Below are 25,387 nucleotides of genomic sequence, written 5' to 3'. Positions count from 1 at the left end.
GTTTCATTCCCGGCGGGATCGGCAGGCCCGCGGTCAGCGCCTTGGTCTTTTCCTGCATGATCTTCTCGACCTTGGTCTTGGCGTCGTTGTGAGCGGCCAGCACCAGGTCTTCCAGGATCTCGACATCGTCTTCCTTGAACAGAGACGGATCGATCTTCAACGACTTCATCTCGAATTTTCCGGTCAGCGTCACATTGACCAGGCCGCCGCCGGCCTGGCCGGACGCTTCCAGCGTGGCGATCTCGTCCTGCATGGCCTGGAACTTGGCCTGCATTTCCTTCGCCTTGCCCATCAGGCCGAGAAGATCTTTCATGGTCGGGTCCTTTGCGGATTCGTGGCTGGATCAGGGTTCATCGTCGTCAGCCGGCGGCTCGACCGGCACTTCGGCCTCTGCCGTTTCGGCTTCCGGCGCGTCCGGAATGCGCACGTCGATGATCTTGGCACCGGGAAAGCGCGCCAGGATGGCGGCCACTGTCGGGTCGCTCTTGGCATCGAGAAAAGCCGTCTCGCGTTTGGCCGATTCCATTTCGGCGAGCGTCTGGCCGCCCTCTTCCTTCGACAGCGAGACAAGCCAGCTGCGACCGGTCCAGGCGCGCAATTTCGTCGTCAGGTCGTTGAGCAGCATCTTGGGCGCATCGCTGGTCAGGCCAACGTCGATGCGGCCGGGCTCGATGCGTACAAACCGGATGCAGCTTTTGACCAGCACCTTGAAGGCGATGTCGCGCTGCGCGTCTGCCAGGGCAATGATGTCGGCCAGCGATTTCAGCGGCGCCGATTGCGCCTCCGTGACCGGCTCCGGCGGAGCGACGTAGGGAACGGGCGCAGGCGAGGCTTCGACCAGCCGCATGGTCTGCGCGCCGCCCGGGCCAGACGGCATGCGCGTCTGCGCCACCGCGCTGGCGCCGTTGCCTCCCCCTGCAGGCGCCCCATTTGGGCGCAGCGCGCCATTCTGCGCCGGCGCGGCGCCTTCAAGCGATCTCAACGCCTCGTCCAGCGTCGGCAGGTCGGCGGCATGCGCCAGCCGGATCAGCACCATTTCGGCGGCACTGACCGGCCGGTTGGAGGACTGCACCTCTGGAATGCCCTTGAGCAGCATCTGCCACGTCCGCGACAGCACCCTGACCGACAGCGTCCTGGCGAAATCGGCGCCGCGCTGCCGCTCGTCCTCGGATAGCGAGGCATCCTCGATGGCCGTCGGCACGAAACGCAGCCGGGTGACGAGGTGGTTGAATTCGGCAAGGTCGGTCAGCACGGCGGCCGGATCGGCGCCGGTATCGTATTGCGCACGGAATTCGCCAAGGGCTGCCGCGATATCGCCTTTCATCACATGTTCGAACAGGTCGACGATGCGGGCGCGGTCGGCAAGCCCCAGCATCGCCCGAACGGCATCGGCGCCGACAGAGCCGGCGCCATGGGCGATCGCCTGGTCGAGGATGGAGAGCGAATCACGAGCCGAGCCCTCGGCGGCGCGCGCGATCATCGCCAGCGCATCGTCGTCGACCGAAATGCCTTCCTTGGCCGAGATCGAAGCGAGATGCCCGACCAGCGCGCCGGCGTCGATGCGCCTCAGGTCGAAGCGCTGGCAGCGCGACAGGACGGTGATCGGGACCTTGCGGATCTCGGTGGTGGCAAAGATGAATTTGACGTGCGGCGGCGGCTCTTCCAGCGTCTTCAGAAGGCCGTTGAAGGCCTGCGTCGACAGCATGTGCACTTCGTCGATGATGTAGACCTTGTAGCGGGCCGAGACCGGCGCGTAGCGCACGCGCTCGATGATATCCCTGATGTCGTCGATGCCGGTGTGCGAGGCGGCGTCCATCTCGATGACGTCGACATGGCGGCCTTCCATGATCGCCTGGCAATGTTCGCCGAGGACGGCAAGGTCGACCGACGGCTGGTCGATATCAGCGGTTTTATAGTTCAGGGCGCGCGCGAGGATGCGCGCCGTCGTGGTCTTGCCGACGCCGCGCACGCCGGTCAGCATCCAGGCCTGGGCGATACGGCCGGTGGCAAAGGCGTTGGTGAGGGTGCGCACCATCGGCTCCTGGCCGACCAGCTCGGAGAAGTTCGAAGGACGGTACTTGCGTGCCAGCACGCGATAGGCGGCGGCCTTGCCTATCTCCAGGCTTTTTGGTCCCGAATTTCCGGCTTCGCTCATACGCCCGTAAAGCTCCAAATGGCCGCGCCCGAAGGCGGCCGATTCCTGCGCATAGTCTCGCCCGCGCTGCAATGCGTCGTCAATGTCGCGAGAGGGGCCGATGAGGTGGGAGGCTGGAACAATGACCCGTTCCGGGCTCGTTAGGGCTGCTTCCTTCCGGACCTGACCCGGTTGGCGAGTGGATCGTCCACCACCAACCTCCCGCTTTCCATATCGGCAATTGCGCGACGAAATGCAAGTGCGCCGCAGAAATCGCAAAAATATGGAATTGGCGCACCAAAGCGTGAGGGGCGCAATGATTCGCTTGCAGCCCCCCTGCCGCCGCTCTAGCGTTCCTGCGTTTGAGGAAAACAAGAAAAGCAAGGGAAACGCCGATGCTGCCGGGCCTGAAGGCCGGATTCACGCTGGACGCACGGCTGGAGGCGGACAGCGAGCAGTTGATGTGGCTTGGGCTGTGCGAGCTGCGGGTGATGAACGACCGCCGCTGGCCCTGGTTGCTGCTGGTGCCGCAGCGCCCCGGCGCGGAGGAAATCCACGACATGACGCCGCTCGACCAGGCGATGCTGACCTTCGAGACCAATATGGTGGCGCAGGCGCTGAAGAAAGCGACCGGCTGCACCAAGATCAACACCGGCGCGCTCGGCAACATCGTGCGCCAGTTGCACATCCATGTCATCGCGCGTTCGGAAGGCGATCCCGGCTGGCCAGGTCCTGTGTGGGGACATGGCCTGCGAGAGCCCTATCAGCGTTCCGACTTGCGACGGTTTGCCGAAACGATCAAGGCGGCGCTATAAGCGTTCCCCGTGTCCATCCCTCAACATATTCCAGAGTCCCCATGAGCTTCCGCCTGTTTGACGCGCCTTTGCGCGAGCCGAGCCAGTTCGTCGGCTTCGCCGGCAACACGATCGACCGGCAGTCCGAGAACCGCGCCGACGATTCGGTCGACAAAGCGCTGGCCGATCCGGCGACGCGGCTGCTTCTGATGCATGGCGGCCGGCTCTATCTGAAGCTCGGCGATGGCGGCGCTCTCGATCCCTGGTTCGGTGCGACCGAGAGCGAGCCCTTCAAGGTTTCCCTGGCGCAAGGCATCCTGCTCGGCTTTTCCGAACGAGGACCGGTGCTGGCCGTGCCCGCCGGCGTCGAACCCGAACAGCTTCCGGAAACAGTCAAGGCCATCGACTACCGCTCGGTCTACATGCAAGGGCTGATCGACGAGGCGGCGGCCGGCGCGATGGCGCAAGGGGCGGCTTTGCTCGCCTGGCATGCCAGCCATCGCTTCTGCAGCAAATGCGGCACGGAATCGCAGATGCGGGCCGGCGGCTACAAGCGGCATTGCCCGAATTGCGGCACCGAGCATTTTCCGCGCACCGACCCGGTGGCGATCATGCTGACGGCGACGCGGGAGAAGTGCCTGCTCGGACGCGGTCGGCATTTCGCGCCGGGCATGTATTCGGCCCTCGCCGGCTTCATCGAGCCGGGCGAGACGATCGAGGCGGCGGTGCGCCGCGAGACGCTGGAGGAGGCCGGCATCCGGCTTGGCCGCGTCGTCTACCACGCCAGCCAGCCCTGGCCGTTCCCCTATTCGCTGATGATCGGCTGCTTCGGCGAGCCGCTCAATGACGATATCCAGGCCGACCTCAACGAGCTTGAGGACTGCCGCTGGTTTTTTCGCGACGAGGTGCGCCGGATGCTGGAAAGGACGCACCAGGACAATCTGATCACGCCGCCGAAAGGCGCCATTGCGCATCACCTCATCCGCGCCTGGGTCGATTCAGAATGATGGCAGCGAACACCTAAAGACATTGCAGGAGCAGGACATGATCCGTCACACCGTCGTTTTCACGCTGAAGCATCCGCCGCATTCGCTGGAGGAAAAGCGGTTCCTGGTCGACGCCAAGAGGATCCTCACCGCGATCAGGGGCGTCACGCATTTCGAGCAATTGCGGCAGATCAGCCCCAAGAACGACTATCGTTTCGGCTTCTCGATGGAGTTCGCCGACCAGGCCGCCTACACCAGGTACAACGACCATCCAGACCATGTCGCCTTCGTGCGCGACCGCTGGGTGCCGGAGGTCGAGACCTTCATGGAGATCGACTATGTGCCGCTGGGCGCGGTGATCTAGTCCGCAACCTTCCACTGCTCACGCGACTCGCTGGCCGGATAGACGCCGAGAATGCGCACTTCGCGCGAGAAGAAACGAAGCTCGTCCAGCGCCAGCTTGACCAGCGGGTCGTCGGGGTGGCCCTCGATGTCGGCGTAAAACAGCGTCGCCGTGAAAGCGCCCAGCTGGTAGCTCTCCAGCTTGGTCATGTTGATGCCGTTGGTGGCGAAGCCGCCCATGGCCTTGTAGAGCGCGGCCGGCACGTTGCGGACGCGGAAGATGAAGGTCGTCATCATCTTGACGTCGGGCGAAGGACGCTCGGCCCATTGCTTGTTCTTGGTCAGGACGACAAAGCGGGTGACGTTTGAGTCGGTGTCCTCGACGTTTTGCTCGATGATATCGAGCCCGTAGAGGGTCGCGGCCAGGGCCGGCGACAGCGCCGCCATGCTGCGGTCCTTGACCTCGGAGACCATTTTGGCGGCGCCGGCCGTGTCGCCGGCGACGATCGCCTTCCAACCGTTCTTGCGAACGTATTTGCGGCACTGGCCAAGCGCATGGATGTGGCTGTGCACCGTCTTGATCTCGTCGCGCTTGACGCCTGGCAGCACCATCAGCTGGAAATGGATCGGCAGGAAATATTCGCCGACGATGTGCAGCTTCGATTCCGGCAGGAGATGATGGATATCGGCGACGCGCCCGGCAATGGTGTTCTCGATCGGGATCATGGCGAGGTCGGCCTTGTTGGTCTCGACCGCGTTGAAGGCATCCTCGAAGGTCGGGCAGGGCAACGGCTCCATCGAAGGGAACATGTTGCGGCTGGCGGTGTCGGAATTGGCGCCCGGTTCGCCCTGGAAGGATATTCTGTTGGTCTTTTCAGGCATGCCGATATCTCAGGTTGAAAGGATTGTTCTGGCGCGTTCGAGGTCTTCAGGCGTGTCGACGCCGAGCGGCAGCGACTGGACGATCTCGGCGTCGATGCGCATGCCGGCTTCCAGCGCCCGCAACTGTTCCAGCCGCTCGCGCCGTTCGAGCGGCGACGGCTTGAGCGCGACGAAACGCTCGAGTGCTTCGCGGCGATAGGCGTAGAGGCCGACATGATGGTAGAGCGGCCCCTCGCCCCAAGGCGCTGTGGCACGGGTGAAATAGAGCGCCCTCAGCCTGCTGCCGGAAAGCGGCGAGCCGACGATCTTGACGACATTGGGATTGGTCTTTTCCTCATCGCGGACGATCTCGACGCCGAGCGTGGCGATGTCCACCGCACTGTCCTCGAAAGGCCTGAGCGACGCGGCGATGATCCGGGGATCGATGGTCGGCAGGTCGCCCTGCACATTGACGATGGTTTCGACCTTGCGCCCGGGGTCGAGAGCGACCAGCGCCTCGTGGATGCGGTCGGAGCCGGATTCGTGATCCATACGCGTCATCACGGCCTCGAAACCGTGCGCGCGCACCGCTTGCGCCACGCCTTGCGTGTCGGTCGCCACCACCACCCGGCCAAGGCCGGCTTCGGCGGCGCGGCGGGCGACATGGACGATCATCGGGGCGCCGGCGATGTCGGCCAGCGGCTTGCCCGGCAGGCGGGTCGAAGCCATGCGGGCCGGGAGCAGGATCAGCGTGGACATTTCGGGTGCAAGGCGTCTCGAAAGAGGACAGGGAAAGTGGCAAAAGGTCTCACTGGAAGCGCCCTTATAGGTGTTGCAACGCCGCAGCAAAAGACCTAGTTTCCGCCCGATTTGACCGCCCTGGCAGGACGGTCACGATACCGACGGACGGAGTGGACGGTTCTGTCCGCCGGAAAAGGGAGCAAGGGGCGTATGGATTCCAACGAAGTCAACAAACTGCTCGCCGGATTGCTCGGAACCGTTTTCGTCGTCTTCTCGGTCGGCATTGTGTCCGATGCGCTGTTTGCGTCGCCGGCGCCGGAAAAGCCTGGTTTCGCCATCGAGGCCGCCGAGCCCGCCGAAGGCGGTCCGGCCGCGCCCGCCGCCGCGGCCAAGCCGATCGCCGATCTGCTGGCGACCGCCAATGTCGAGCAGGGTGCTGCCGTCTTCAAGAAGTGCCAGGCCTGCCATTCCGGCGAAAAGGGCGGCCCCAACAAGGTCGGCCCGGACCTGTGGGACCTCGTCGACCGTCCGGTCGCCGAGCATGAAGGCTTTGCCTATTCGGCCGGCATGAAGGAATTCTCCAAGGGCGGCACCGAGAAGTGGACCTACGACAACATCAACCACTTCATCACCTCGCCGAAGAAATTCGTGAAGGGCACCGCCATGGGCTTCGCCGGCCTGCCCAAGGACGAGGACCGCGCCAACGTCATCGCCTATCTGCGCACGCTGTCCGACAATCCCAAGCCGCTGCCGGCACCCGGTGCCGCCGCCGATGCAGGCGCCAAGCCTGCCGATGCAGCCGCTCCGGCAAAGCCGGCTGAGGGTGCCGCGCCGGCCGCTCCCGCCGCCCCGGCTCCGGCCGCACCGGCACCGGCGCCTGCCCAATAATTTCGATATCATCTCGACGACCTTGAAAAAGCCGGGTTCAGCCCGGCTTTTTTATTGGGAAAACCGCATAGGCGGCGACAAAGCCGCGCATGACGGTTTTCACGAGCGCCAAATCATCTAGATTGCCCATGAACGGGCATCGCGAAGAGGATAGTGCATGACGGTTGGCCGAACGCTTCTCAAGTCGTTGCTGGCGGCAGCCCTTCTGGCGGCGGGATTGCAGGCTGCCCGCGCCGACGAATGGCGCACCACCTCATCGCTGATCGGCGAGTCCAAATACGGCGCCAATTTCCAGCACTACGATTACGTCAATCCGAACGCGCCCAAGGGCGGCACGCTGAACTCGGTGGAACTCGGCACCTTCGACAGCTTCAATCCTTTCATCGCACGCGGCACCCCTGCCGCAGGATTGAACTATCAGGGTGGGCTCCTCTACCAGTCGCTGATGGCGAAATCCCTTGACGAGGGCAGCGTCAACCATCCCGAGATAGCAGACGCCTACAAGTACCCAGCCGATTTTTCATCCGCAACTTATCGGCTCGACCCGCGTGCCAGATGGCATGATGGCCAACCGATCACCGTGGATGACGTGATTTGGTCATTTAACTTTCTCAAAAAGGAAAGTCCGCAGTTCAACCGCTATTTCGCCAACGTCACCGAGGCGGTCGCCGTTTCAGATCGGGAAGTCGAGTTCCGTTTTGATCAGAAGGGTAATCGCGAGTTACCGCTGATCATGGCGGATGTGGTGGTGCTGCCGAAGCACTGGTGGGAAGGCACCGATGCCAACGGCAAGAAGCGCGACATCACCCAGCCAAGCCTTGAAATCCCGCTCGGCTCTGGACCCTACAAGATCGAGAGCTTCAAACCTGGTTCGGAAGTCGTCTGGCGACGCGTTCCGGACTTCTGGGCCGCCGATCTGGCCATCAATGTCGGGCGCAACAACTACGACACCAGACGCTACACCTACATTCTCGATGACAACGCCGCGTGGCAAGCCTTCACCAAAGGCGGATATGAGGACATCCAGGCTGAAAACAGTGCGCGATTATGGATGACGCGCTACAATTTTCCGGCTCTCAAAGCCGGCGATGTCATCAAGCGGGAGTTCAAGGCGACATCACTCGCCTCGATGCAAGGTTTCATGCTGAACACGCGACGGACAAAGTTCCAGGATCGGCGCGTGCGCGAGGCGCTCGGTTACGCCTTCGACTTCGAAACCTTGAACCGCACCCAATCCTTCGGCCTCAACACCCGCTCCAACAGCTATTTCATGGGCAGCGAACTTGCTTCGAGCGGACTGCCGCGGGGCAAAGAATTGGAGATCCTCAATCAATACAAGGGCAAGCTCCCGCCAGAACTGTTTACCCAGGAGTTCAAGCTTCCGGTCTTCGATAGCCCGAAGGCCGAGCGGTCGTACCTGCGCGAAGCGATCGATCTGTTTGCGGCGGCGGGTTGGAAAATCCAGAATGGCCGTATGACCAATGAGAAAAGCGGGGAGCCTTTTACCGTCGAGATTCTGGGCTTCGACCAGGGCGCCGAACAAACGGTCAATCCATTTGTAAATATGCTGGGAAAGATCGGCATCTCGGCTTCGTTCAGGATAGTCGATACCAGCCAGTACATCGCTCGCGTCAACAATTTCGACTACGACGTCATAACCTCTCGGCTGCCGCAGTCGGACTCGCCGGGCAATGAACAACGCGAGTACTGGAGTTCGAAGGCAGCCGATACACCGGGCTCACGAAATTACGCGGGGATCAAGGACCCAGTGGTCGACGCACTGGTTGAACGCGTTATCTTCGCGACGGATCGCGACGACCTGCTCGCCGCCACTCATGCGCTCGACCGGGTTCTGTTGTGGAATTTCTATTGCGTCCCGCAATTCACCCGATCAGTAACCTGGCTGGCCTACTGGAACAAATTCGGCATCCCGGAAAAACAGCCGACTTACTTGGGTCCCGACATCGATTCCTGGTGGATCGACCCGGACAAGGAGAAGGCGCTGGCGGCCAAATACAAGGGCGGCAATTGATGGCGGCCCTGCCCCGCCGCGACTTTCTCGCCCTGGGCAGTGCCGCGGCAGCCGCTGCCCTGTTGCCCGGCCGGGCCTTCGCCGACATTGCGACTGGCATCAAGCTGCATGGCCTGTCGGCCTTCGGCGACCTCAAATACAAGCCCGATTTCGCGCATTTCGACTACGTCAATCCGGACGCGCCCAAGGGCGGCCAGATGAATTTCGCGCCGCCGAACGCAACCCTCAATCAGAGCTTCCTGACCTTCAACACGTTGAATTTCCTGGTGTTGAAGGGGGAGGCGCCGCCGCGCGCCGAACTCTGTTTCGATTCGCTGATGACAAGCGCGCTCGATGAGCCGGATGCAGTCTATGGCCTGCTTGCCGAAACCGTTACCCTGTCGCCAGACCGCAACGGTTTCCGCTTCGTGCTGCGACCGCAAGCGCGTTTCCACGACGGCTCGCCGCTGACCGCGCAAGACGTTGTCTTTGCGCTGAAGCTCTATAAGGACAAGGGCCATCCGAACCTTTCCCAGGCGTTGCGGTACATGACCGACGTGGTTGCGGTCGATCCCACCACCGTCGATCTCACCCTCAACGGCAAGCAGTCGGCGCAAAACGTCCTTGCGATCGTGGGGATGCCGATCGTCTCCAAGGCATTTTATACGGCCAATGATTTCGATGCTTCGACCATGACGCCGCCGCTTGGCTCGGGTCCCTACAAGATTGGACGCGTGGCGGCCGGACAGACGGTCGAATATGACCGCGTCGCCGACTATTGGGGCCGCGATCTCCCGGTGAACCGCGGCCTCTACAATTTCGACCGCATCCGCATCGACTTCTATCTTGACCGGCAGGCGGCATTCGAGGCCTTCAAGAAAGGCGACACGCATTTTCGCGAGGAATTCACCTCACGGGTATGGGCGACCGGATACGACTTTCCGGCGCTGAAGGACGGCAAGGTCCTCAAACGGGAATTTCCCGGCGAGAAGACGCCAGACATGCAGAGCGTCGCGCTGAACCAGCGTCGTCCGCAATTCCGCGATGAGCGGGTGCGGCGGGCGATCGCCAGATGCTTCGATTTCGAATGGATGAAGCGGGCCTTGTTTTACGGCTCCTACGAGCGCTCTCAATCGAACTTCGAACGATCGGATTACAAGGCCGAAGGCCTGCCCTCGCCTGACGAATTGGCCCTGCTGGAGCCATTCCGGGCCGAGTTGCCGCCAGAGGTTTTCGGTGAAGCGGTAACACAGCCCCTGTCCGACGGTTCGGGCCATGACCGCAAGCTGCTGGGCGAGGCTTCGAGATTGCTTGCGCAAGCCGGCTGGAAGCGCGACGGCAGTTTCGTCGTCAATGACAAGGGTGAGCGGCTGCGGGTCGAAATGCTGGCGGAGGACGATGGCATCGTTCGTATCTACACCCCGTGGTCGGAGAATATGAAGGCGATCGGGATCGACGCATCGATCCGGCAAATCGATTCGGCGCAGTATGAGCAGCGGCACAGCAATTACGACTTCGATCTTGCCTTGCTGCATTGGTCGATCGGGGCGACGCCGACTGACGACAGCCTGCAGATGCTCTATGATTCCCGCATGGCGAAAATCCCGGGGCAGCGCAACTATCCCGGCACCGAAAGCAAGGCCATCGACGCCCTGATCGCGGCAGCAGCCAAGGCGAAAGACCGTATAGAACTCGTCACGGCGCTCAGAGCGCTCGACCGGGTCTTGCGCGCGCGGCTGGACTGGATTCCAACATACTATCTGGCGAATCACCGCGTCGCCTATTGGGACATGTTCGGCTTTGTCGAACAGAAGCCTGATTTCGGCTTTCCGGTCGAGACGCTGTGGTGGTTCGATAAGGGCAAGGCGGCAAGAATTGGCAAAGGCTGAGATGTTCGCTCAACGAGGGCAGAAGGCCTGATGGGCGCCTATATCCTGCGCCGCATCCTTTTGATGATCCCGACGCTGTTCGGCATCATGGCGATATCCTTCGCCGTCATCCAGTTCGCCCCCGGCGGTCCGGTCGAACAGGTCATCGCCCGGCTGACCAATCAGGGCGGCAGCGACCGCCTCGGCGGTGGTGGCGGCGACGCGGGTGCCGGCGGCAATTTCGATGCCGCCGGTGACGTCAGCTCGAAATATCGCGGTGCGCAGGGGCTCGATCCGGAATTCATCAAGAAGCTGGAAAAGCAGTTCGGCTTCGACAAGCCGCCGCTCGAGCGCTTCGGCATGATGCTGTGGAACTATGCCCGCTTCGATTTCGGCGACAGCTATTTCCGCGACATTTCGGTGCTCGACCTGATCCTGGAAAAAATGCCGGTGTCGATCTCGATCGGGCTGTGGATCACGCTGTTGTCCTACCTGATCTCGATCCCGCTCGGCATCCGCAAGGCGGTCAAGGACGGCACTCCCTTCGACGTCTGGACCAGCGGCGTCGTCATTGTCGGCTATGCCATTCCGGGCTTCCTGTTCGGCATCATGCTGATGGTGCTGTTTGCCGGCGGGTCTTTCTGGGACTGGTTTCCGTTGCGCGGCCTCACCTCGGACAATTGGGATCAATTGTCGTGGTGGGGAAAGATCGTCGACTATTTCTGGCACATGACATTGCCGCTGACCGCGCTGGTGCTGTCGGCCTTCGCCACCACGACGCTGCTGACCAAGAACTCGTTCCTCGAAGAAATCCGCAAACAGTATGTGGTGACGGCGCGGGCCAAGGGTCTGTCGGAACGGCAGGTGCTCTACGGCCACGTCTTCCGCAACGCCATGCTGATCGTCATCGCCGGTTTTCCCGGCGCCTTCATCTCGGCCTTCTTCACCGGCTCGCTGCTGATCGAGAACATCTTCTCCCTCGATGGCCTCGGTCTGCTCGGCTTCCGGTCGGTGGTCGAGCGCGACTATCCGGTGGTGTTCGCCAATCTCTACATCTTCTCGCTGCTGGGGCTGTTCGTCGGGCTCTTGTCCGACCTGCTCTACACCTGGGTCGATCCGCGCATCGATTTCGAGCGGAGAGACGTCTGATGTCGGAGGCTACAGTCCCCGTCAACGCGGCACCCGCGCGGATCAAGCGGCCGTTTCTGTCGCCGCTCAACAAGCGCCGCCTGCAGAACTTCAAAGCCAACCGCCGCGGCTACTGGTCGCTGTGGATCTTCCTCGTCCTGTTCGTGCTGTCGCTGTTTTCCGAGTTCATCGCCAACGACAAGCCGATCATCGCTTCCTACAAGGGCGAAATCCTGTTTCCGGTGCTGGTCGCCTACCCCGAGGAAAAATTCGGCGGCTTCTATGCCGTCACCGATTATCGCGATCCGGTCATCCAGGACGAGATCAACGCCAATGGCTGGATGATCTGGCCGCCGGTGCGCTACTCCTATCAGACGGTCAACAACGCTATTCCCGAAGCAGCACCGGCCAGGCCGTCGTGGCAGTATGACGCCAAGACACGCTGCAACCAGTATCCGCAGGGTGCTGCCGACCCCGCCTGCATCGTCGGCAACTGGAATTGGTTGGGCACCGACGACCAGGCGCGCGACGTGCTGGCGCGCGTCATCTACGGCTTCCGCATTTCGGTGCTGTTCGGCCTGATCCTGACCGCCGGCTCGGCCTTGATCGGCGTCGCGGCCGGCGCCGTGCAAGGTTATTTCGGCGGCTGGACGGATCTCTTGTTCCAGCGTTTCATCGAGATCTGGTCCGCCATCCCGGTGCTCTATCTCCTGCTCATCGTCGCCGCCATCCTGCCGCCGGGCTTCTTCATCCTGCTCGGCCTGATGCTGCTGTTCTCCTGGGTGGCGCTGGTCGGCGTGGTGCGGGCCGAGTTCCTGCGCGCCCGCAATTTCGAATATGTCAACGCGGCCCGGGCGCTCGGCGTGCCCAACCGCACCATCATGTTCCGGCACCTGCTGCCTAATGCCATGGTGGCGACATTGACCTTCATGCCCTTCCTGCTCTCGGGCTCGATCTCGACGCTGACCTCGCTCGACTATCTCGGCTTTGGCCTGCCGCCCGGCTCCGCCTCGCTCGGCGAATTGCTCAAGCAGGCGCAGCGCAACCTCAATGCGCCGTGGCTCGGCATTTCCGGCTTCGTCGTCATCTCGCTGATGCTGTCCCTGCTGGTCTTCGTCGGCGAGGCGACGCGCGACGCCTTCGATCCGCGCAAGACGTTCAGATGAGCGAAGCCCCCTTGCTCAGCGTACAGGACCTCAGCGTCGCCTTCAGCCAGGGCGGCGGCCAGTCGACGGCTGTCGACCACATCTCGTTCGACATCGCCAAGGGCGAGACGGTGGCGCTGGTCGGCGAATCCGGCTCCGGCAAATCGGTCTCGGCGCTTTCGGTGCTGAAGCTTTTGCCCTATCCAAGCGCCAGCCACCCCTCGGGAAAGATCGTGTTCCAGGGCAACGACCTGCTGGCGATGAGCGAGAAGCAGTTGCGGCAGGTGCGCGGCAACAAGATCCCCATGATCTTCCAGGAGCCGATGCCCTCGCTCAATCCGCTGCACACGATCGAGCATCAAATCGTCGAGATCCTGAAGCTGCACCAAGGCATGGCCGACCGCCCCGCCAAGGAGCGCACCCTGGCCCTGCTCAACGAGGTTGGCATCCGCGATCCGCACAAGCGCCTCGATGCCTATCCACACCAGTTGTCCGGGGGCCAGCGCCAGCGCGTGATGATCGCCATGGCGCTGGCCAACGAGCCCGAACTGCTGATCGCCGACGAGCCGACGACGGCGCTCGACGTCACCGTTCAGGCGCAGATCCTCGAACTGCTGGCCGGCTTGAAGAGCCGCAAGGGCATGTCGATGCTGTTCATCACCCATGATCTCGGCATCGTGCGCAAGATTGCCGACCGCGTCTGCGTGATGACCAAGGGCAAGATCGTCGAGACCGGCCCGACCAAGGAGATCTTCGCCAATCCGCAGCATGCCTACACAAGGCATCTGCTGGCGGCCGAGCCGAAGGGCAAGCCGCCGGCCGCCAATGCCGACGCCAAGCCCGTCATGACCGGCAAGGACATAAAGGTCTGGTTCCCGATCAAGCAGGGCTTCTTCCGCCGCACCGTCGACAATGTGAAGGCAGTGGACGGCATCGATGTCACCGTGCGCGCCGGCCAGACGCTCGGCGTGGTCGGCGAATCCGGCTCCGGCAAGACGACGCTCGGCTTGGCGCTGGCGCGCATGATCTCGTCGACCGGCATGATCCAGTTCAACGGTCGCGACATCAACCAGCTGTCCTTCAATGCAATGCGGCCGCTCAGGCGCGAATTGCAGATCGTCTTCCAGGATCCGTTCGGCTCGCTCAGCCCGCGCATGTCGATCGCCGAGATCATCGAGGAAGGCCTCAAGATCCACGAGCCGAAGCTGTCGCCCGACGAGCGCGACGACAAGGTGGCCGCCGTGCTGAAGGAGGTTGGGCTCGATCCGGCGACCCGCAACCGCTACCCGCACGAGTTTTCCGGCGGCCAGCGCCAGCGCGTTGCCATCGCACGCGCCATGGTGCTCAACCCGCGCTTCGTCATGCTGGACGAGCCGACATCGGCACTCGACATGAGCGTGCAGGCGCAGGTCGTCGACCTGCTGCGCAGCCTGCAGGCCAAGCACGATCTCGCCTATCTCTTCATCAGCCATGATTTGAAAGTCATCCGGGCGCTCGCCAACGACGTCATCGTCATGCGCAATGGCAGGATCGTCGAAGCCGGCCCTTCCCAGCAGATTTTTGAAAATCCGCAAACCGACTATACTCGGGCGCTGATCTCGGCCGCCTTCAAGATCGAGACGGCACCGGTCGGCATCGTCAGCGAGTGATTTGCGTAAAGAGGGACTAAAGGACCGCAATGGAAAAAGGCCGCATCCTGCTTGCCGTCACCGGCTTTCATCCGCAGCGCTGGCGCGACCTGCTGTCGGCCGAACGCGAGGTGGTGCTGGAGCCGGACGGCGCCAGCGACCCCTCGATCACCTATGCCGTTGTATGGAAGCAGAAGCCGAACATCCTGGCGTCGCTGCCCAATCTGCGCGCCATCTTCTCGATCGGCGCCGGCGTCGACCATATCTTCGCCGATCCCGGCCTGCCCGACGTGCCGATCGTCAAAATCGTTGCCGACAACCTCACCCAGTACATGACGGAATATGTCGTCTGGCGGGTGCTCGACCATCACCGCCAGGGCCTGCTCTACCGGTCGCAGCAGTCGAAGAAGATCTGGCATGAGCCGCAGCAGAGGCCTGCCGGTGACATTTCGGTCGGCATCATGGGCCTCGGCAGTCTCGGCCGCGCCGCGGCCTCGGTGCTGCTCTCGCTCGGCTTTGCCGTCAATGGCTGGTCGCGCACCGACAAGGCCATGCAAGGCGTCGCGACCTATTCCGGCGAAGCTGGATTGATCCCCTTCCTCAAGGCAACCGACATCCTGGTGGTGCTTCTGCCGCTGACGCCGGAGACCAAGGGCATCATCAACTACGGCGTGCTGAAGGAGCTGCGGAAACGCAACGGCCTCGGCGGCTCGGTGCTGATCAATGCCGGGCGTGGCCGCCTGCAGAAGGATGCCGACATTTTGCGGGCGCTGGATGACGGCACGTTGAAGGAGGCAAGCCTCGACGTGTTCGAGGTCGAACCGCTGCCGAAGACCAGTCCGCTGTGGGGGCATCCGAAAGTGTTCGTGACGCCACACGCGGCGGCGACCTCCGATCCGGTGCATCTGGCGCCGATCATGCTGCGCCAGATGGACGCCTTCGAACGCGGCGAAAAGCTCGACAATCTGGTGGACCGCGATGCAGGGTATTAGCCAGGACAAGGCCTCATCGGGCCAGGTCCCACTCCCGGAAGCACTTCTTGATTGCCCGCAGTGACGATAACTGCACCTTTGGCAGATCAATCTGCTCGAACATAGCCAGGTAGCGTTTGCGATTTTTCGGCGTGGCGACAGTGATATGGCGGATCATATCCCATTTGACGCTGTCGCGCCCGCCCTCCAAGGCACCGCGCCTCTCCCGCTCCAACAACGTCCGGCGAAAATAGCGCAACAAACTTGCGGGTGTGGAAATGTCCAACAGGATCAATCCCGTCGCCCGCCGAAAACGTTGCGGCATACCTACCGAATAATTCCCATCCATCACCCAACGCTCTCCGGCGATTGCGGCGTCGTGCAAGGCAATGAATTCGTCCCTTGGGCGCGCTTCCCAATCCGTGTTCGGGAGATGGAAGAGCTGATCGAGGTGAACAGTCGCCAGATCACGCTTGCGGGCAATCGCGTCGGCGAGGGTCGACTTGCCACTGTTGGACGGCCCCAAGATACATATGCGGTCCCCGAGCTCCGAGAGATGCATCCGATCGTGCCCTGCAAGGTGGTTTGTTGCCTGCGATTCTCGACCCGTAGCCGCCTCCGACCTCTAGCCAGGCAGAGCGATCTTCTTCTGCTTCTCCGGCTGGCCGCAGTCGCGTCGGTCGATCGACCGGTTCATGGCATCGATCTCACCGCTCGCCTTGTCGGTATCGCGCTTGGCCTTGGAGCGCATGTCCGGCGTGAACGGGCCGAAGCCCATCGCCGGATTGGAGAAGGTCGGCTTGGCCTTGATCGGCAGGTTGTATTGCTGCGCCAACCCGTTGCGCTGCGCCAGCAACTGGTCGCACGGCACGGTGTCGTATTGCAGGGAGGACTGGACGTTCGCATCCTGCTGTTCCGACATCGACGTGCCGCCGACACAGCCGGCGGTCAGCAGGCAAGAGGCCAAGATCATCATGTTCCAGCGCATCGGCTATGCTCCTCCTGATATCCCGCCCTGACGCGAGCAGATCGCAAATATCAGTCGCGCATGCAAATCGGACTTTTTCACAGCAGGAATATTTGCGAGGCGGCGAGGCTGCCCCTCCGCAGGCGCGTGGCTGACGGAGCATCAAACGAAAAACCCGCCTGTGCGGCGGGTCACTGGCGCAAATCAGCACCATGAGCGAAAATGTACCATAGCTGAGGGCAGGGCGTCAAGAAAAAATTCCTATCGCACCCGACGAAAAGCTGCCGACACCGCCGACCGGCTGTCGTCAGGTCTTTTGTTCAGCTGAGTTCGGAGCCCTGGCCACAACGACCAACCCGTTGACGTGTTCCCCGCGATCCTGCCGGATCGCGGTTGGTTCCAGTGACAGGACCGAAAGCCCGTTGGCGGCCAGCACGTCGAGCACATAGCGTTGCGCATGCGCATAGCGGCGTGACGGCAGCAGCGCGAAATCGCCATCGCCAGCCAGCGTCTCGACGGAAAACGCGAACAGGCCATCCGTGGCCAGCAAGCCGGCAATCGTCTTCACCACGCCGCCCAGCGCACCGACATAGATGAAAACATCGGCCACCGTCACCAGATCGGCTTTCGGACCGGCATAGGGAAAATCCCGCAGATCAGCCTTATCGAGGAAATCGTAGACGCCCTTGGCCCGCGCCTTTCTCAGCATTTTGGCCGAAATGTCATACCCCTCCAGCCGGTCGGCGATCGGCCGCAGCCTCTGCCCCATCAGGCCTGTGCCGCAGCCGAGATCGAGCGCCAGCGCGAAGCGGCCCGGCCTTGCCGCTCGAATGGCCTGGTCGAGCATCCCAGGCAGGCGGTAACCCAGCCTGCCGACCAGGGACTCGTCGAAGCTCTCGGCATAATGGTCGAACAAGGTCTCGACGAAGGCGCTGGGGAGCGCATCGACCGCCGGCGCCTTGCCGATCAATTGCAGGTTCAGTGCAGCGCCTTGACGATCCGATGGATCGAGTTGCAACGACATCGTCCACGCCTGTGCGGCCAGATCCGCCGCGCCCGCCGCCTGCTGCATCTCGCCGAGACGAAACCAGCCCATCGCCCATTGCGGCGTTATTTCCAGCGCACCGAGCAGCAATTCCGCCGCCGCCGCATGATCGCCATCCGCGTGCAGCATCTCGGCATAGTCGGCGCGGCGATCGGCGTTCAAGTCGCCTGACGAGGCCTGAAGCGGTTTCATGGCGGCGGGTCCTGCCGGCGGATCGAGCCGGCGGTGCTCTATGCGGGAGTCAGCAGTGACTTACAACAGGCTTCCCGCCGCGGAATTATATCCTATCTTGGAGACCATGCGCACCAGTGTTCTGCTTCATCCCCGGCCCGAGGGCCTCTATTGCCCGCCGGGCGATTTCTTCATCGACCCGGTTCGGCCGGTCAACAGGGCACTGATCACGCATGGCCATTCCGACCACGCGCGTTCCGGCCACCGCTCGGTGCTGGCGACGCAGCAGACGCTCGACATTATGGGGCTGCGCTACGGCGAGGGTTTCGCTGGCACGACGCAAGCGGCACAACTGGGTGAGACGATTGCCCTCGATGGCGTCAGCGTCAGCTTCCATCCGGCCGGCCATGTGCTGGGCTCGGCGCAGATAGCGGTCGAGCATCAGGGCACGCGCATCGTCGCTTCCGGCGACTACAAGCGGCAGAGGGACGCGACCTGCGCGCCATTCGAGCCGATCCCGTGCGATGTGTTCATCACCGAAGCGACGTTCGGCCTGCCGGTGTTTCGCCATCCCCCGGACACCGAAGAAATCGCCCGCCTGCTGAAATCGGCCGCGCAGTTCCCTGAACGCTCGCATCTGGTCGGCGCCTATGCGCTGGGCAAGGCGCAACGGGTGATGCGGCTGTTGCGCGACGCCGGCTACGACAGGCCACTCTACATCCATGGCGCGCTGGCCAAACTCAGTGAGTACTACCAGAGCCAAGGCATCGATCTCGGCACCCTCGAACCGGCGACCGTCGAAAGCGGCGGCAAGGATGATTTTGCCGGCGCCATCGTCGTCGGCCCGCCTTCGGCCTTCGCGGATCGCTGGGCGCGGCGGTTTCCCGATCCGATCTCGTGCTTTGCGTCAGGCTGGATGCGCATCCGCCAGCGCGCCAAGCAGGGCGGCATCGAACTGCCGCTGATCATCTCGGACCATGCCGACTGGGATGAGCTGACCGCCACCATCAAGGAGACCGGAGCCGAAGAGGTCTGGGTGACGCATGGCCGCGAGGAGGCGCTGGTCCGCTGGTGCGAACTCGAAGGCATCGCGGCAAAGCCACTGCACCTGGTGGGCTACGAGGACGAGGGCGATTGAAGCCATGAACCGCTTCGCCGAACTTCTCGACCGCCTGGTGCTGACGCCGTCGCGCAATGGCAAGCTGACCTTGCTGACCGACTATTTCCGCAGCGTCGAGGATCCCGATCGCGGCCTGGCGCTGGCTGCCATCACTGGCGATCTCCACATCGCCGCGGTCAAGCCGGCGATGCTGCGCATGCTCGTCACCGAGCGCATGGATCCGGTGCTGTTCGGCTATTCCTACGACTATGTCGGCGATCTCGCCGAAACGGTGTCGCTGGTCTGGCCGCAAACGCCCGGAAACACCCCGAACCGCGAGCCGACGCTTGGCGAGGTCGTCGCCAAGCTGCAGGCGGCAAGCCGCTCCGACGGACCGAAGGTGCTGGCAGGGCTGCTCGACAGCGCCGGCATCTCGGCACGCTTTGCCATCATCAAGCTGGTCACCGGCGGCCTGCGCATCGGCGTGTCGGCGCGTCTGGCCAAACAGGCGCTGGCGGATTTCGGCAAGGTCGAGGTCGCGGAGATCGAGGAGCTCTGGCACGGGCTGTCACCGCCTTACACAGCGTTGTTCGCCTGGCTGGAAGGCAAGGCCGAAAAGCCCAGGAACACGGCGTTGGCATTGTTTCGCCCGGTGATGCTGTCGAACCCGGTCGGCGACGGCGATCTCGAAAAGCTCGATCCGGCGGATTATGCCGCCGAATGGAAATGGGACGGCATCCGTGTCCAGGCGGTGGCGGAGGGCGGCATCCGCCGGCTCTATTCGCGCACCGGCGATGACGTTTCGGGCGCCTTTCCGGACCTCGCCGAGGCCATGCATTTTTCCGCAACGCTGGACGGCGAACTGCTTGTCGGCGATCCCCGGGAGGCGACGGGAACCTTCTCCGATCTGCAGCAACGGCTGAATCGCAAGACGGTGGCACCGAAGATGCAGCAGCAATACCCGGCCTTCATGCGCTGCTACGATCTGCTCCAGGTCGGCGGCGAGGATTTGCGCGCGCTGCCGTTTCGCGAACGGCGCGGCCGGCTGGAAAGCTTTGTCGCGACACTCGACCCGAGCCGTTTCGATCTGTCGCCATTCGTCGACTTCACGGACTGGCAAACGCTGGAGGAACTGCGCCGGGCGCCGCCGCATCCGATCATCGAAGGCGTCATGCTGAAGCGCTGGGACTCAGCCTATGTCGCCGGCCGGCCGAAAGGTCCGTGGTTCAAGTGGAAACGCGATCCGCACACAGTGGACGCGGTGCTGATGTATGCGCAGCGCGGCCACGGCAAGCGCTCGAGCTTCTACTCCGACTATACGTTCGGTGTCTGGTCCGGTGCCGAAGGCGAGGAGGAGCTGGTGCCGGTCGGCAAGGCCTATTTCGGCTTCACCGACGAGGAGCTGAAGCAGATCGACAAATATGTCCGCGACAACACGGTCGAGCGTTTCGGCCCGGTGCGCTCGGTGCGCGCCGACCGCGACAATGGCCTGGTGCTGGAAGTCGCCTTCGAAGGACTGAACCGCTCGACCCGGCACAAATCCGGCGTCGCCATGCGCTTTCCCCGCATTTCGCGATTGCGCTGGGACAAGCCGGCCAACGAGGCCGACCGCATCGAAACGCTGCAGGCGCTGCTCGACCGCTAATTTCGCGCGTGCAGGGTTCGCTATGGCTCGATCGAAACGCGGATTTCGTAGATGTCGGCGGCCTTGCCCTGCTTGTCGAAGTCGGAATTGATGGCAATGGTGCCGGCCGAGCCCGGATGCTTGTCGGGAAACTGCACGTCGAACAGATATTCGTTCTGCTGCTGGCCGACTGCGTAGCGCTTGCGGCCGCAGTCGCCGAGTTCGCCGAAATTGCAGTCGACGGAAATCTGCGTCTCCTTGCCTTCCTCGGAACGGGCAATGATGTCGAACACGGCATGTTTGCCGGCCAGTTTCTCCAGCACGCCTTGTCCGACGTCGAAGCTGATCGCCGAACCGGACGCGCCGGAACGGATGCGCAGGAACGAACCGGTATCGTCCTTCATCACCTCGGCCCTGGCGTCCGACGGCGCGCTGACATGCGATGCATCGGCCGGCGAAAACACATTGATCCAGTCGCGCGACTGGTCGGCGGCGCCGGGCTTTGCCGGACCGCCGTCGGCCGGTGTGAAATCGTCGTCCTCGACGGTCGGCGGCGCTTCAGGCGGGGCGGTATCGAGCTGCGCCGACGTCTTGAAGACGCCGGTCTGCACGGCGAAGAACAGGCCGATGCCAACTGCTGCCAGCAGTGTCACGGTCAGGAAGATGGCGGTCAGCGGCAGGCGACGCCCTCTTATGCGTCGTTCATCGCGGTCGGGCGCCACTTCCGTGGTCGCGCCGGCCGAGGCCGGAACCGACATGTCGATGGCCGGAGCATCGGGAAGCGTGGCGTCCGGCATGATGTCGGGAACGACGGGCAGGACGCGCGAGCGCGGCGCATCGGCAGCGGATTGCACGGGGCCGTCGACGACGACATCGGGGGACGATGCCTGTCGGCCGGTTTCGACCGCGGGCGCCGAGTCCGCTCCGAGTTCGACCGCCGGTGCATCGCCCTGCGGGCCGACATCCGGCACCGCCGGCAGGAACTCGGATTCGATTTCGGTGATTTTCGCCTGGATTGCCTTGCGGCGCTTGATGGCGACCTCAACGGTCACACCGGGATTGGCCTGGAGCGCGCGATCAAGCGCGGCAAAAGCCGAGCGATAGACCCTCTCGCGGAACGCGCGGTCCTCGGCATTGCCTTTCTCCAAGGCGTTCCGGATCGCTTTTTCGATCGCGTCCAAGCGGGTCCCTCTGTCTTTGCCTACCTTGCCGTGATCGTTAGCCGCAGGCGACCAATCAATCAACGGGCGAGCGGCGCATTCTGCCTCGCAGAGGTATGCAAAGTCCATTCCGGCGCTGTTCCGGCAACAAAATCAGCATGTTTCACCGATTTTCACGCGCGGAGAGCGCACGTACCGTGCGCCGCATCCCTTGGCGATTGATTGGCGGACAAGGCGGCGGCCGGCTTTCGAGGGTGCCATGACGCCGCCGCAGGAATTGCCAAGTCGCATCTTGAATTCGCGCCCGGTTGCGTCTATCACCGCCGCATCTTGGAGGCGTTGGCTTCCCGGGCCGCTTTAGCTCAGTTGGTAGAGCACCGCATTCGTAATGCGGGGGTCGCGTGTTCGAGTCACGCAAGCGGCACCATTTACTTGTTCACAGCCGTCCATTCGTTTGGGGCCGCAACCCCAACATCTCACGACCTAGATGGGACGGCTGACGTGCCTCGGGACTGCTTGAAGTCGGTGGGAGTAAGGCCAGTTTGGCGCTTGAAGGCGCGGCTGAAGTGTCCCGCATTGCTGAAGCCACAGCGGAATCCAATCTCGCCCATGTTTAGGTCGCTAACCTCGAGGAGCGTCTTTGCGTAGTGCACGCGTATCGCGAGATATGCCGACAGTGGGCTCCTACCGATTTCAGCAAAAAACAACCGTTCAAGCTGTCGTCTCGAAACGCTGAGCGATCTTGCAATGTCGCTGACAGCCAACGTTTCTTGGACGTTGCTCTCCATGAGAAGGAGGGCACGCCTCAGTTGTCTACTTTCGGCGTTTGGGAAAAGATCTCCCACGGGCTGGACGTCGCGGGTCGTCCTGACCCGATCAAGAATAAGGATCTTGGCAGCTTTCTCGCTAGCTTTCTTACCAATGGACTCTGCCACAAAATGACCAGCCAGGTCGGCCGCTCCGACACCGCCAGCGCAGGTTGCGCGGCTTCTGTCGACGGAGAACAGGCTATCCGCATGTGCCAAGACTTGCGGGAACATGGTACGGAAATCTTTGACGTGGAGCCAGCTCACGGACACGTTGTAGCCGTCCAGCAATCCATATCGAGCGAGTACGAAACTGGCTGTGCAGAGCGCCGTCAATCGAACTCCGCGCGATGCGGCCTTTAGCAGGAAGGCTTCCTTCTGGCTTCCAAGAGTATCGCCCGTGTTCAGAAGCCCGCCAACGACAACGATATCGTCGTATTCCTCCGGGTGCTGGAGTTCTCTCGTCGGCATCACTTCGATGCCGCAACTTGCGCGGATAGGCAAACCACGCTCGCCAACCACTTGCCAGTCGAACTCTACTCTTCGACTCCGATCATCCTCGTCGCCCGCAAGCCGCAGCGTGTCGACGAAAAGCGCAAACGGCGAAAGCGTAAAATGGCGCGTCAGCAGAAACGCAAACTTTCTGGCCATCTCTCGTCATCACCGGTTAGGTCGGAGAACTACTGCAGCGTATCGAAAAGTGCCGCGACGATCATTTCAGGCGCATCTTCCTGGACGAGATGACCTGCTTGAGGCACGGCCGTCATCACCCCGTTGGTGAGCTTCTCGGACAATTTCTGTCCTTGCGCGATTGGGATCCACTCGTCTTCACGACCCCATAGAATTCGAACGGGAAAATTCATCGGCCTATAAAGCTTTTCGACTTCGTCGGTGAATTTTTGATCCATTTGGGCGATCTGTCGATAGAAGGCCGGCTTGCCTACGGGCCCAAGCCAAGGCTGCATATAGAGGTCCAGAGCTTCGCTGCGAAGGGTCTGGAACGCCGCGCCTTGCAGGTACGCTCGCAAGATCGATTCGTGAATGTAATCGGGGGCGCCGGCAAACGCGGCTTCATGCTTTCGCGCATGCTGCACCAAGGCGGAGCCCCAAGGGGCGACCGCCACAGGGTCGACCAACAACAGGCTACGATACCGCACATCGTTAAGATAGTGGGTGCGAAGTGCAGTCGAGCCGCCAAAATCATGACAAAGGACGTCAGGCTCCTTCACGCCCCACTCCTTCAACAGTGAGGCAAAAAGTTTGTTCTGCACGCCTAGCGACACATCCTGACCATCCGCCTTTGCGGATTGACCATATCCGAGGAGATCGAAGAAATAGACCGTCCGGCGTGAAGCTATGAGAGGCGCTATGCGGCGCCATACTTGTGACGAAAACGGCGTTCCATGAAGCATCACCAAGGGAGCGCCCTCCCCGATCCGGCCCCACGCAACGTCCTGGCCTTCAAAACGAAACGACTGATCTAGCTTCAGCATCGGTGCCTCTTGATAACCTCTATGATGATGATTGCGGAAATCGTGCCAAGGCGGAACGATCCCGAGCGACATAGCCTATCGTTCTGCGCGGTTCCCTGGATTCGCCGGCTGATTGGCAGAGTACAACACCGGTCGAAATGAAATGGTGCCCCCACCGTTTTCGCTACCCCACAGTCCGCCGTATCCAATCATGGCCGCCATGATCTGGTCCTTTGTCACTCGACCCAACGGTTTGCCGTGTCCGTCGACGACGACGCTCTCGTGCCCGCCATGCTGGCACATCAGCTTTGCAGCCGCATTCAGGGTGGTGTCAGCTGAGAGAAGAGATTTCGGCAAAGCGCTCGCCGGATTTGACGGCGTCATAATCGCGTCAACTCGTATTATACGTCCTCTGTTGACGTCCTTTACAAACGAGGCCACGTAGTCATCTGCCGGCCGAAGAACGATGTCCTGGCTCGAACCTTGTTGAACCACCTCGCCGTTGCGAAGGATGGCAATCTGGTCTCCCAGTCTCAACGCCTCATCAAGATCGTGCGTGATGAACACGATCGTTTTTTTCACCTCCTGCTGAATATTCCGCAGCATCTCCTGCATGTCTGACCGAATGAGGGGATCGAGGGCAGAAAACGCCTCGTCCATCAGCAGGATTGGCGAGTCGCTTGCCAAAGCCCGAGCCAACCCGACACGTTGCTGCATGCCGCCCGAAAGCTGGTTCGGATACCGGTCTTCAAATCCGTTCAACCCAACGCGTGAAATCCAGCGCATCGCCTTTTCACGATGCCTATAGCGATCGCCGCCTTGGATCTCCAGGCCGTACAGGGTGTTCTCCAGAACGTTGCGATGCGGAAGCAAAGCAAATTTTTGAAACACCATCGCCGTGGTGTTGCGACGAAAGGCCCGCAAAGCATGCTCATCCAATTTGAGAACGTCCTGGCCGCCAACGATGATCTGGCCAGCCGTCGGCTCAACCAGCCGGTTGATGTGCCGTATCAAGGTGGATTTCCCGGATCCCGAAAGGCCCATTATGACGTGGACCTGACCAGCAGCCATATTGATGCTAACGTCGTTCAGTCCAAGGACAAGCCCGTGGCGTTCGTTCAACTCATCTTTCGTCATCCCTCTCGCCAATGCATTCAGGTGGTTGTTGGCATTGGCTCCGAAGATCTTGAACAGATGTGAGATAACGATTCCGACTTGTTTTTCTTCACGATCAGGCATGCATCAACTCCAGGTGTCGCTGCAGCCGCTTGCCATAAGCTTGGCTGATACGGTCAAAAATGATGGCGATACCAACAATGGCTAGTCCATTGAACAAACCCAGCGTGAAATACTGATTGTTGATCGCTTTGAGGACCGGTTGACCCAAACCCTGCACCCCGATCATCGAGGCAATGACGACCATGGCTAGTGCCATCATGATGGTCTGATTGACGCCAGCCATGATGGTCGGCAGCGCCAGGGGAATCTGGACGTCTCGCAGCTTTTGCCAATTGGACGAACCGAAGGCATCGGCCGCCTCTAATAC

General features: G+C 62.0%; 24 protein-coding genes, 1 tRNA gene and 1 other RNA gene. 13 read left to right on the top strand and 13 right to left on the bottom strand.

What is annotated here, in order from left to right; translation table 11 throughout:
• The 3 genes from ENZ74_RS01725 to ffs form a co-directional block, all read right to left on the bottom strand.
• A partial coding sequence (locus ENZ74_RS01725) for a YbaB/EbfC family nucleoid-associated protein (protein WP_127312650.1) occupies positions 1–313 on the bottom strand: 313 nt, incomplete at its 3' end.
• 30 nt (positions 314–343) lie between these two features.
• Positions 344–2,155: a DNA polymerase III subunit gamma/tau gene (locus tag ENZ74_RS01720; RefSeq protein ID WP_063169978.1), complete on the bottom strand. Its 1,812-nt coding sequence runs from the start codon at positions 2,153–2,155 to the stop codon at positions 344–346.
• A gap of 105 nt (positions 2,156–2,260) precedes the next feature.
• Positions 2,261–2,357: signal recognition particle sRNA small type (ffs, locus tag ENZ74_RS01715), an RNA gene on the bottom strand.
• Positions 2,358–2,529: 172 nt separating this feature from the next.
• Here ffs and ENZ74_RS01710 point away from each other — a divergent pair.
• The 3 genes from ENZ74_RS01710 to ENZ74_RS01700 are packed head-to-tail and all read left to right on the top strand — an operon-like array spanning position 2,530 to position 4,278.
• Entirely contained in the window at positions 2,530–2,949 is a 420-nt protein-coding gene (locus ENZ74_RS01710) for an HIT family protein (protein WP_013527933.1), read from the top strand.
• Between the two features lie 41 nt (positions 2,950–2,990).
• Positions 2,991–3,935 (top strand): NAD(+) diphosphatase, encoded by a 945-nt coding sequence (gene nudC / locus ENZ74_RS01705; RefSeq protein ID WP_013527934.1) that lies wholly within the window; start codon positions 2,991–2,993, stop codon positions 3,933–3,935.
• A 37-nt stretch (positions 3,936–3,972) separates the two neighbouring features.
• Positions 3,973–4,278, top strand: a complete 306-nt coding sequence (locus ENZ74_RS01700) for a Dabb family protein (protein ID WP_027161785.1) — start codon at positions 3,973–3,975, stop codon at positions 4,276–4,278.
• On the opposite strand, the gene ENZ74_RS01695 is transcribed toward ENZ74_RS01700, so the two are convergent.
• Both ENZ74_RS01695 and ENZ74_RS01690 read right to left on the bottom strand, forming a co-directional pair.
• Positions 4,275–5,138, bottom strand: a complete 864-nt coding sequence (locus tag ENZ74_RS01695; RefSeq protein WP_013527936.1) for a prephenate dehydratase — start codon at positions 5,136–5,138, stop codon at positions 4,275–4,277. The two genes, ENZ74_RS01700 and ENZ74_RS01695, sit on opposite strands and share 4 nt — an antisense overlap.
• Positions 5,139–5,147: 9 nt before the next feature.
• Complete coding sequence (locus ENZ74_RS01690; protein ID WP_127312649.1) at positions 5,148–5,876, bottom strand: 3-deoxy-manno-octulosonate cytidylyltransferase; 729 nt, start codon at positions 5,874–5,876, stop codon at positions 5,148–5,150.
• Positions 5,877–6,068: 192 nt separating this feature from the next.
• On the opposite strand from ENZ74_RS01690, the gene ENZ74_RS01685 reads away from it, so the two are divergent.
• From ENZ74_RS01685 to ENZ74_RS01655, 7 genes are all read left to right on the top strand, one after another.
• Entirely contained in the window at positions 6,069–6,746 is a 678-nt protein-coding gene (locus tag ENZ74_RS01685) for a cytochrome c family protein (protein WP_013527938.1), read from the top strand.
• A gap of 157 nt (positions 6,747–6,903) precedes the next feature.
• Complete coding sequence (locus ENZ74_RS01680; protein ID WP_063169976.1) at positions 6,904–8,778, top strand: extracellular solute-binding protein; 1,875 nt, start codon at positions 6,904–6,906, stop codon at positions 8,776–8,778.
• Positions 8,778–10,646: an extracellular solute-binding protein gene (locus ENZ74_RS01675; RefSeq protein ID WP_063169975.1), complete on the top strand. Its 1,869-nt coding sequence runs from the start codon at positions 8,778–8,780 to the stop codon at positions 10,644–10,646. The genes ENZ74_RS01680 and ENZ74_RS01675 overlap by 1 nt, the downstream gene beginning before the upstream one ends.
• Before the next feature lie 30 nt (positions 10,647–10,676).
• Positions 10,677–11,774, top strand: coding sequence for a microcin C ABC transporter permease YejB (locus tag ENZ74_RS01670; protein WP_013527941.1), 1,098 nt, complete (start codon positions 10,677–10,679; stop codon positions 11,772–11,774).
• Positions 11,774–12,919, top strand: a complete 1,146-nt coding sequence (locus tag ENZ74_RS01665; RefSeq protein WP_063169974.1) for an ABC transporter permease — start codon at positions 11,774–11,776, stop codon at positions 12,917–12,919. The genes ENZ74_RS01670 and ENZ74_RS01665 overlap by 1 nt, the downstream gene beginning before the upstream one ends.
• A complete protein-coding gene (locus ENZ74_RS01660; protein WP_127312648.1) occupies positions 12,916–14,547 on the top strand; it encodes an ABC transporter ATP-binding protein in 1,632 nt (543 codons plus the stop codon). The genes ENZ74_RS01665 and ENZ74_RS01660 overlap by 4 nt, the downstream gene beginning before the upstream one ends.
• Positions 14,548–14,576: 29 nt before the next feature.
• Positions 14,577–15,518 (top strand): glyoxylate/hydroxypyruvate reductase A, encoded by a 942-nt coding sequence (locus tag ENZ74_RS01655; RefSeq protein WP_063169972.1) that lies wholly within the window; start codon positions 14,577–14,579, stop codon positions 15,516–15,518.
• A gap of 13 nt (positions 15,519–15,531) precedes the next feature.
• Here ENZ74_RS01655 and ENZ74_RS01650 read toward each other — a convergent pair whose 3' ends face one another.
• From ENZ74_RS01650 to ENZ74_RS01640, 3 genes are all read right to left on the bottom strand, one after another.
• Entirely contained in the window at positions 15,532–16,059 is a 528-nt protein-coding gene (locus ENZ74_RS01650; protein ID WP_063169971.1) for an AAA family ATPase, read from the bottom strand.
• A gap of 63 nt (positions 16,060–16,122) precedes the next feature.
• Positions 16,123–16,485, bottom strand: a complete 363-nt coding sequence (locus tag ENZ74_RS01645) for a hypothetical protein (protein WP_063169970.1) — start codon at positions 16,483–16,485, stop codon at positions 16,123–16,125.
• Positions 16,486–16,771: 286 nt separating this feature from the next.
• Positions 16,772–17,701 (bottom strand): methyltransferase domain-containing protein, encoded by a 930-nt coding sequence (locus ENZ74_RS01640; RefSeq protein ID WP_063169969.1) that lies wholly within the window; start codon positions 17,699–17,701, stop codon positions 16,772–16,774.
• A gap of 106 nt (positions 17,702–17,807) precedes the next feature.
• On the opposite strand from ENZ74_RS01640, the gene ENZ74_RS01635 reads away from it, so the two are divergent.
• Together ENZ74_RS01635 and ENZ74_RS01630 are read left to right on the top strand one after the other, a co-directional pair.
• A complete protein-coding gene (locus tag ENZ74_RS01635) occupies positions 17,808–18,818 on the top strand; it encodes a ligase-associated DNA damage response exonuclease (protein ID WP_063169968.1) in 1,011 nt (336 codons plus the stop codon).
• A 4-nt stretch (positions 18,819–18,822) separates the two neighbouring features.
• On the top strand, positions 18,823–20,424 hold the full coding sequence (locus ENZ74_RS01630) for a cisplatin damage response ATP-dependent DNA ligase (RefSeq protein WP_063169967.1): 1,602 nt from the start codon (positions 18,823–18,825) through the stop codon (positions 20,422–20,424).
• A 20-nt stretch (positions 20,425–20,444) separates the two neighbouring features.
• Here the strand turns inward: ENZ74_RS01630 and ENZ74_RS01625 are convergent, their stop codons facing one another.
• A complete protein-coding gene (locus ENZ74_RS01625; RefSeq protein ID WP_063169966.1) occupies positions 20,445–21,584 on the bottom strand; it encodes a hypothetical protein in 1,140 nt (379 codons plus the stop codon).
• 330 nt (positions 21,585–21,914) lie between these two features.
• On the opposite strand from ENZ74_RS01625, the gene ENZ74_RS01620 reads away from it, so the two are divergent.
• A tRNA-Thr gene (locus ENZ74_RS01620) sits at positions 21,915–21,990 on the top strand.
• A gap of 49 nt (positions 21,991–22,039) precedes the next feature.
• Here ENZ74_RS01620 and ENZ74_RS01615 read toward each other — a convergent pair.
• The 4 genes from ENZ74_RS01615 to ENZ74_RS01600 all read right to left on the bottom strand — a co-directional run.
• Positions 22,040–23,020 carry a GlxA family transcriptional regulator gene (locus ENZ74_RS01615; RefSeq protein WP_063169965.1) on the bottom strand — a complete coding sequence of 327 codons (981 nt, stop codon included), beginning with the start codon at positions 23,018–23,020 and terminating at the stop codon, positions 22,040–22,042.
• 29 nt (positions 23,021–23,049) lie between these two features.
• Positions 23,050–23,862: an alpha/beta hydrolase gene (locus tag ENZ74_RS01610; RefSeq protein ID WP_063169964.1), complete on the bottom strand. Its 813-nt coding sequence runs from the start codon at positions 23,860–23,862 to the stop codon at positions 23,050–23,052.
• A gap of 75 nt (positions 23,863–23,937) precedes the next feature.
• A complete protein-coding gene (locus ENZ74_RS01605) occupies positions 23,938–25,080 on the bottom strand; it encodes a glycine betaine/L-proline ABC transporter ATP-binding protein (RefSeq protein WP_063169963.1) in 1,143 nt (380 codons plus the stop codon).
• Positions 25,073–25,387: ABC transporter permease subunit (locus tag ENZ74_RS01600; RefSeq protein WP_127312647.1), on the bottom strand; the 315-nt coding region annotated here is incomplete at its 5' end. The genes ENZ74_RS01605 and ENZ74_RS01600, both read right to left, overlap by 8 nt.

The sequence above is a fragment of the Mesorhizobium sp. M7A.F.Ca.CA.002.15.2.1 genome (assembly GCF_003998715.1).
In the GTDB taxonomy this organism is placed as follows: Bacteria; Pseudomonadota; Alphaproteobacteria; order Rhizobiales; family Rhizobiaceae; genus Mesorhizobium; species Mesorhizobium ciceri.
The sequence above is the reverse complement of the archived record's forward strand: the minus strand, read 5'-3'. Positions and strand labels throughout refer to the sequence as shown.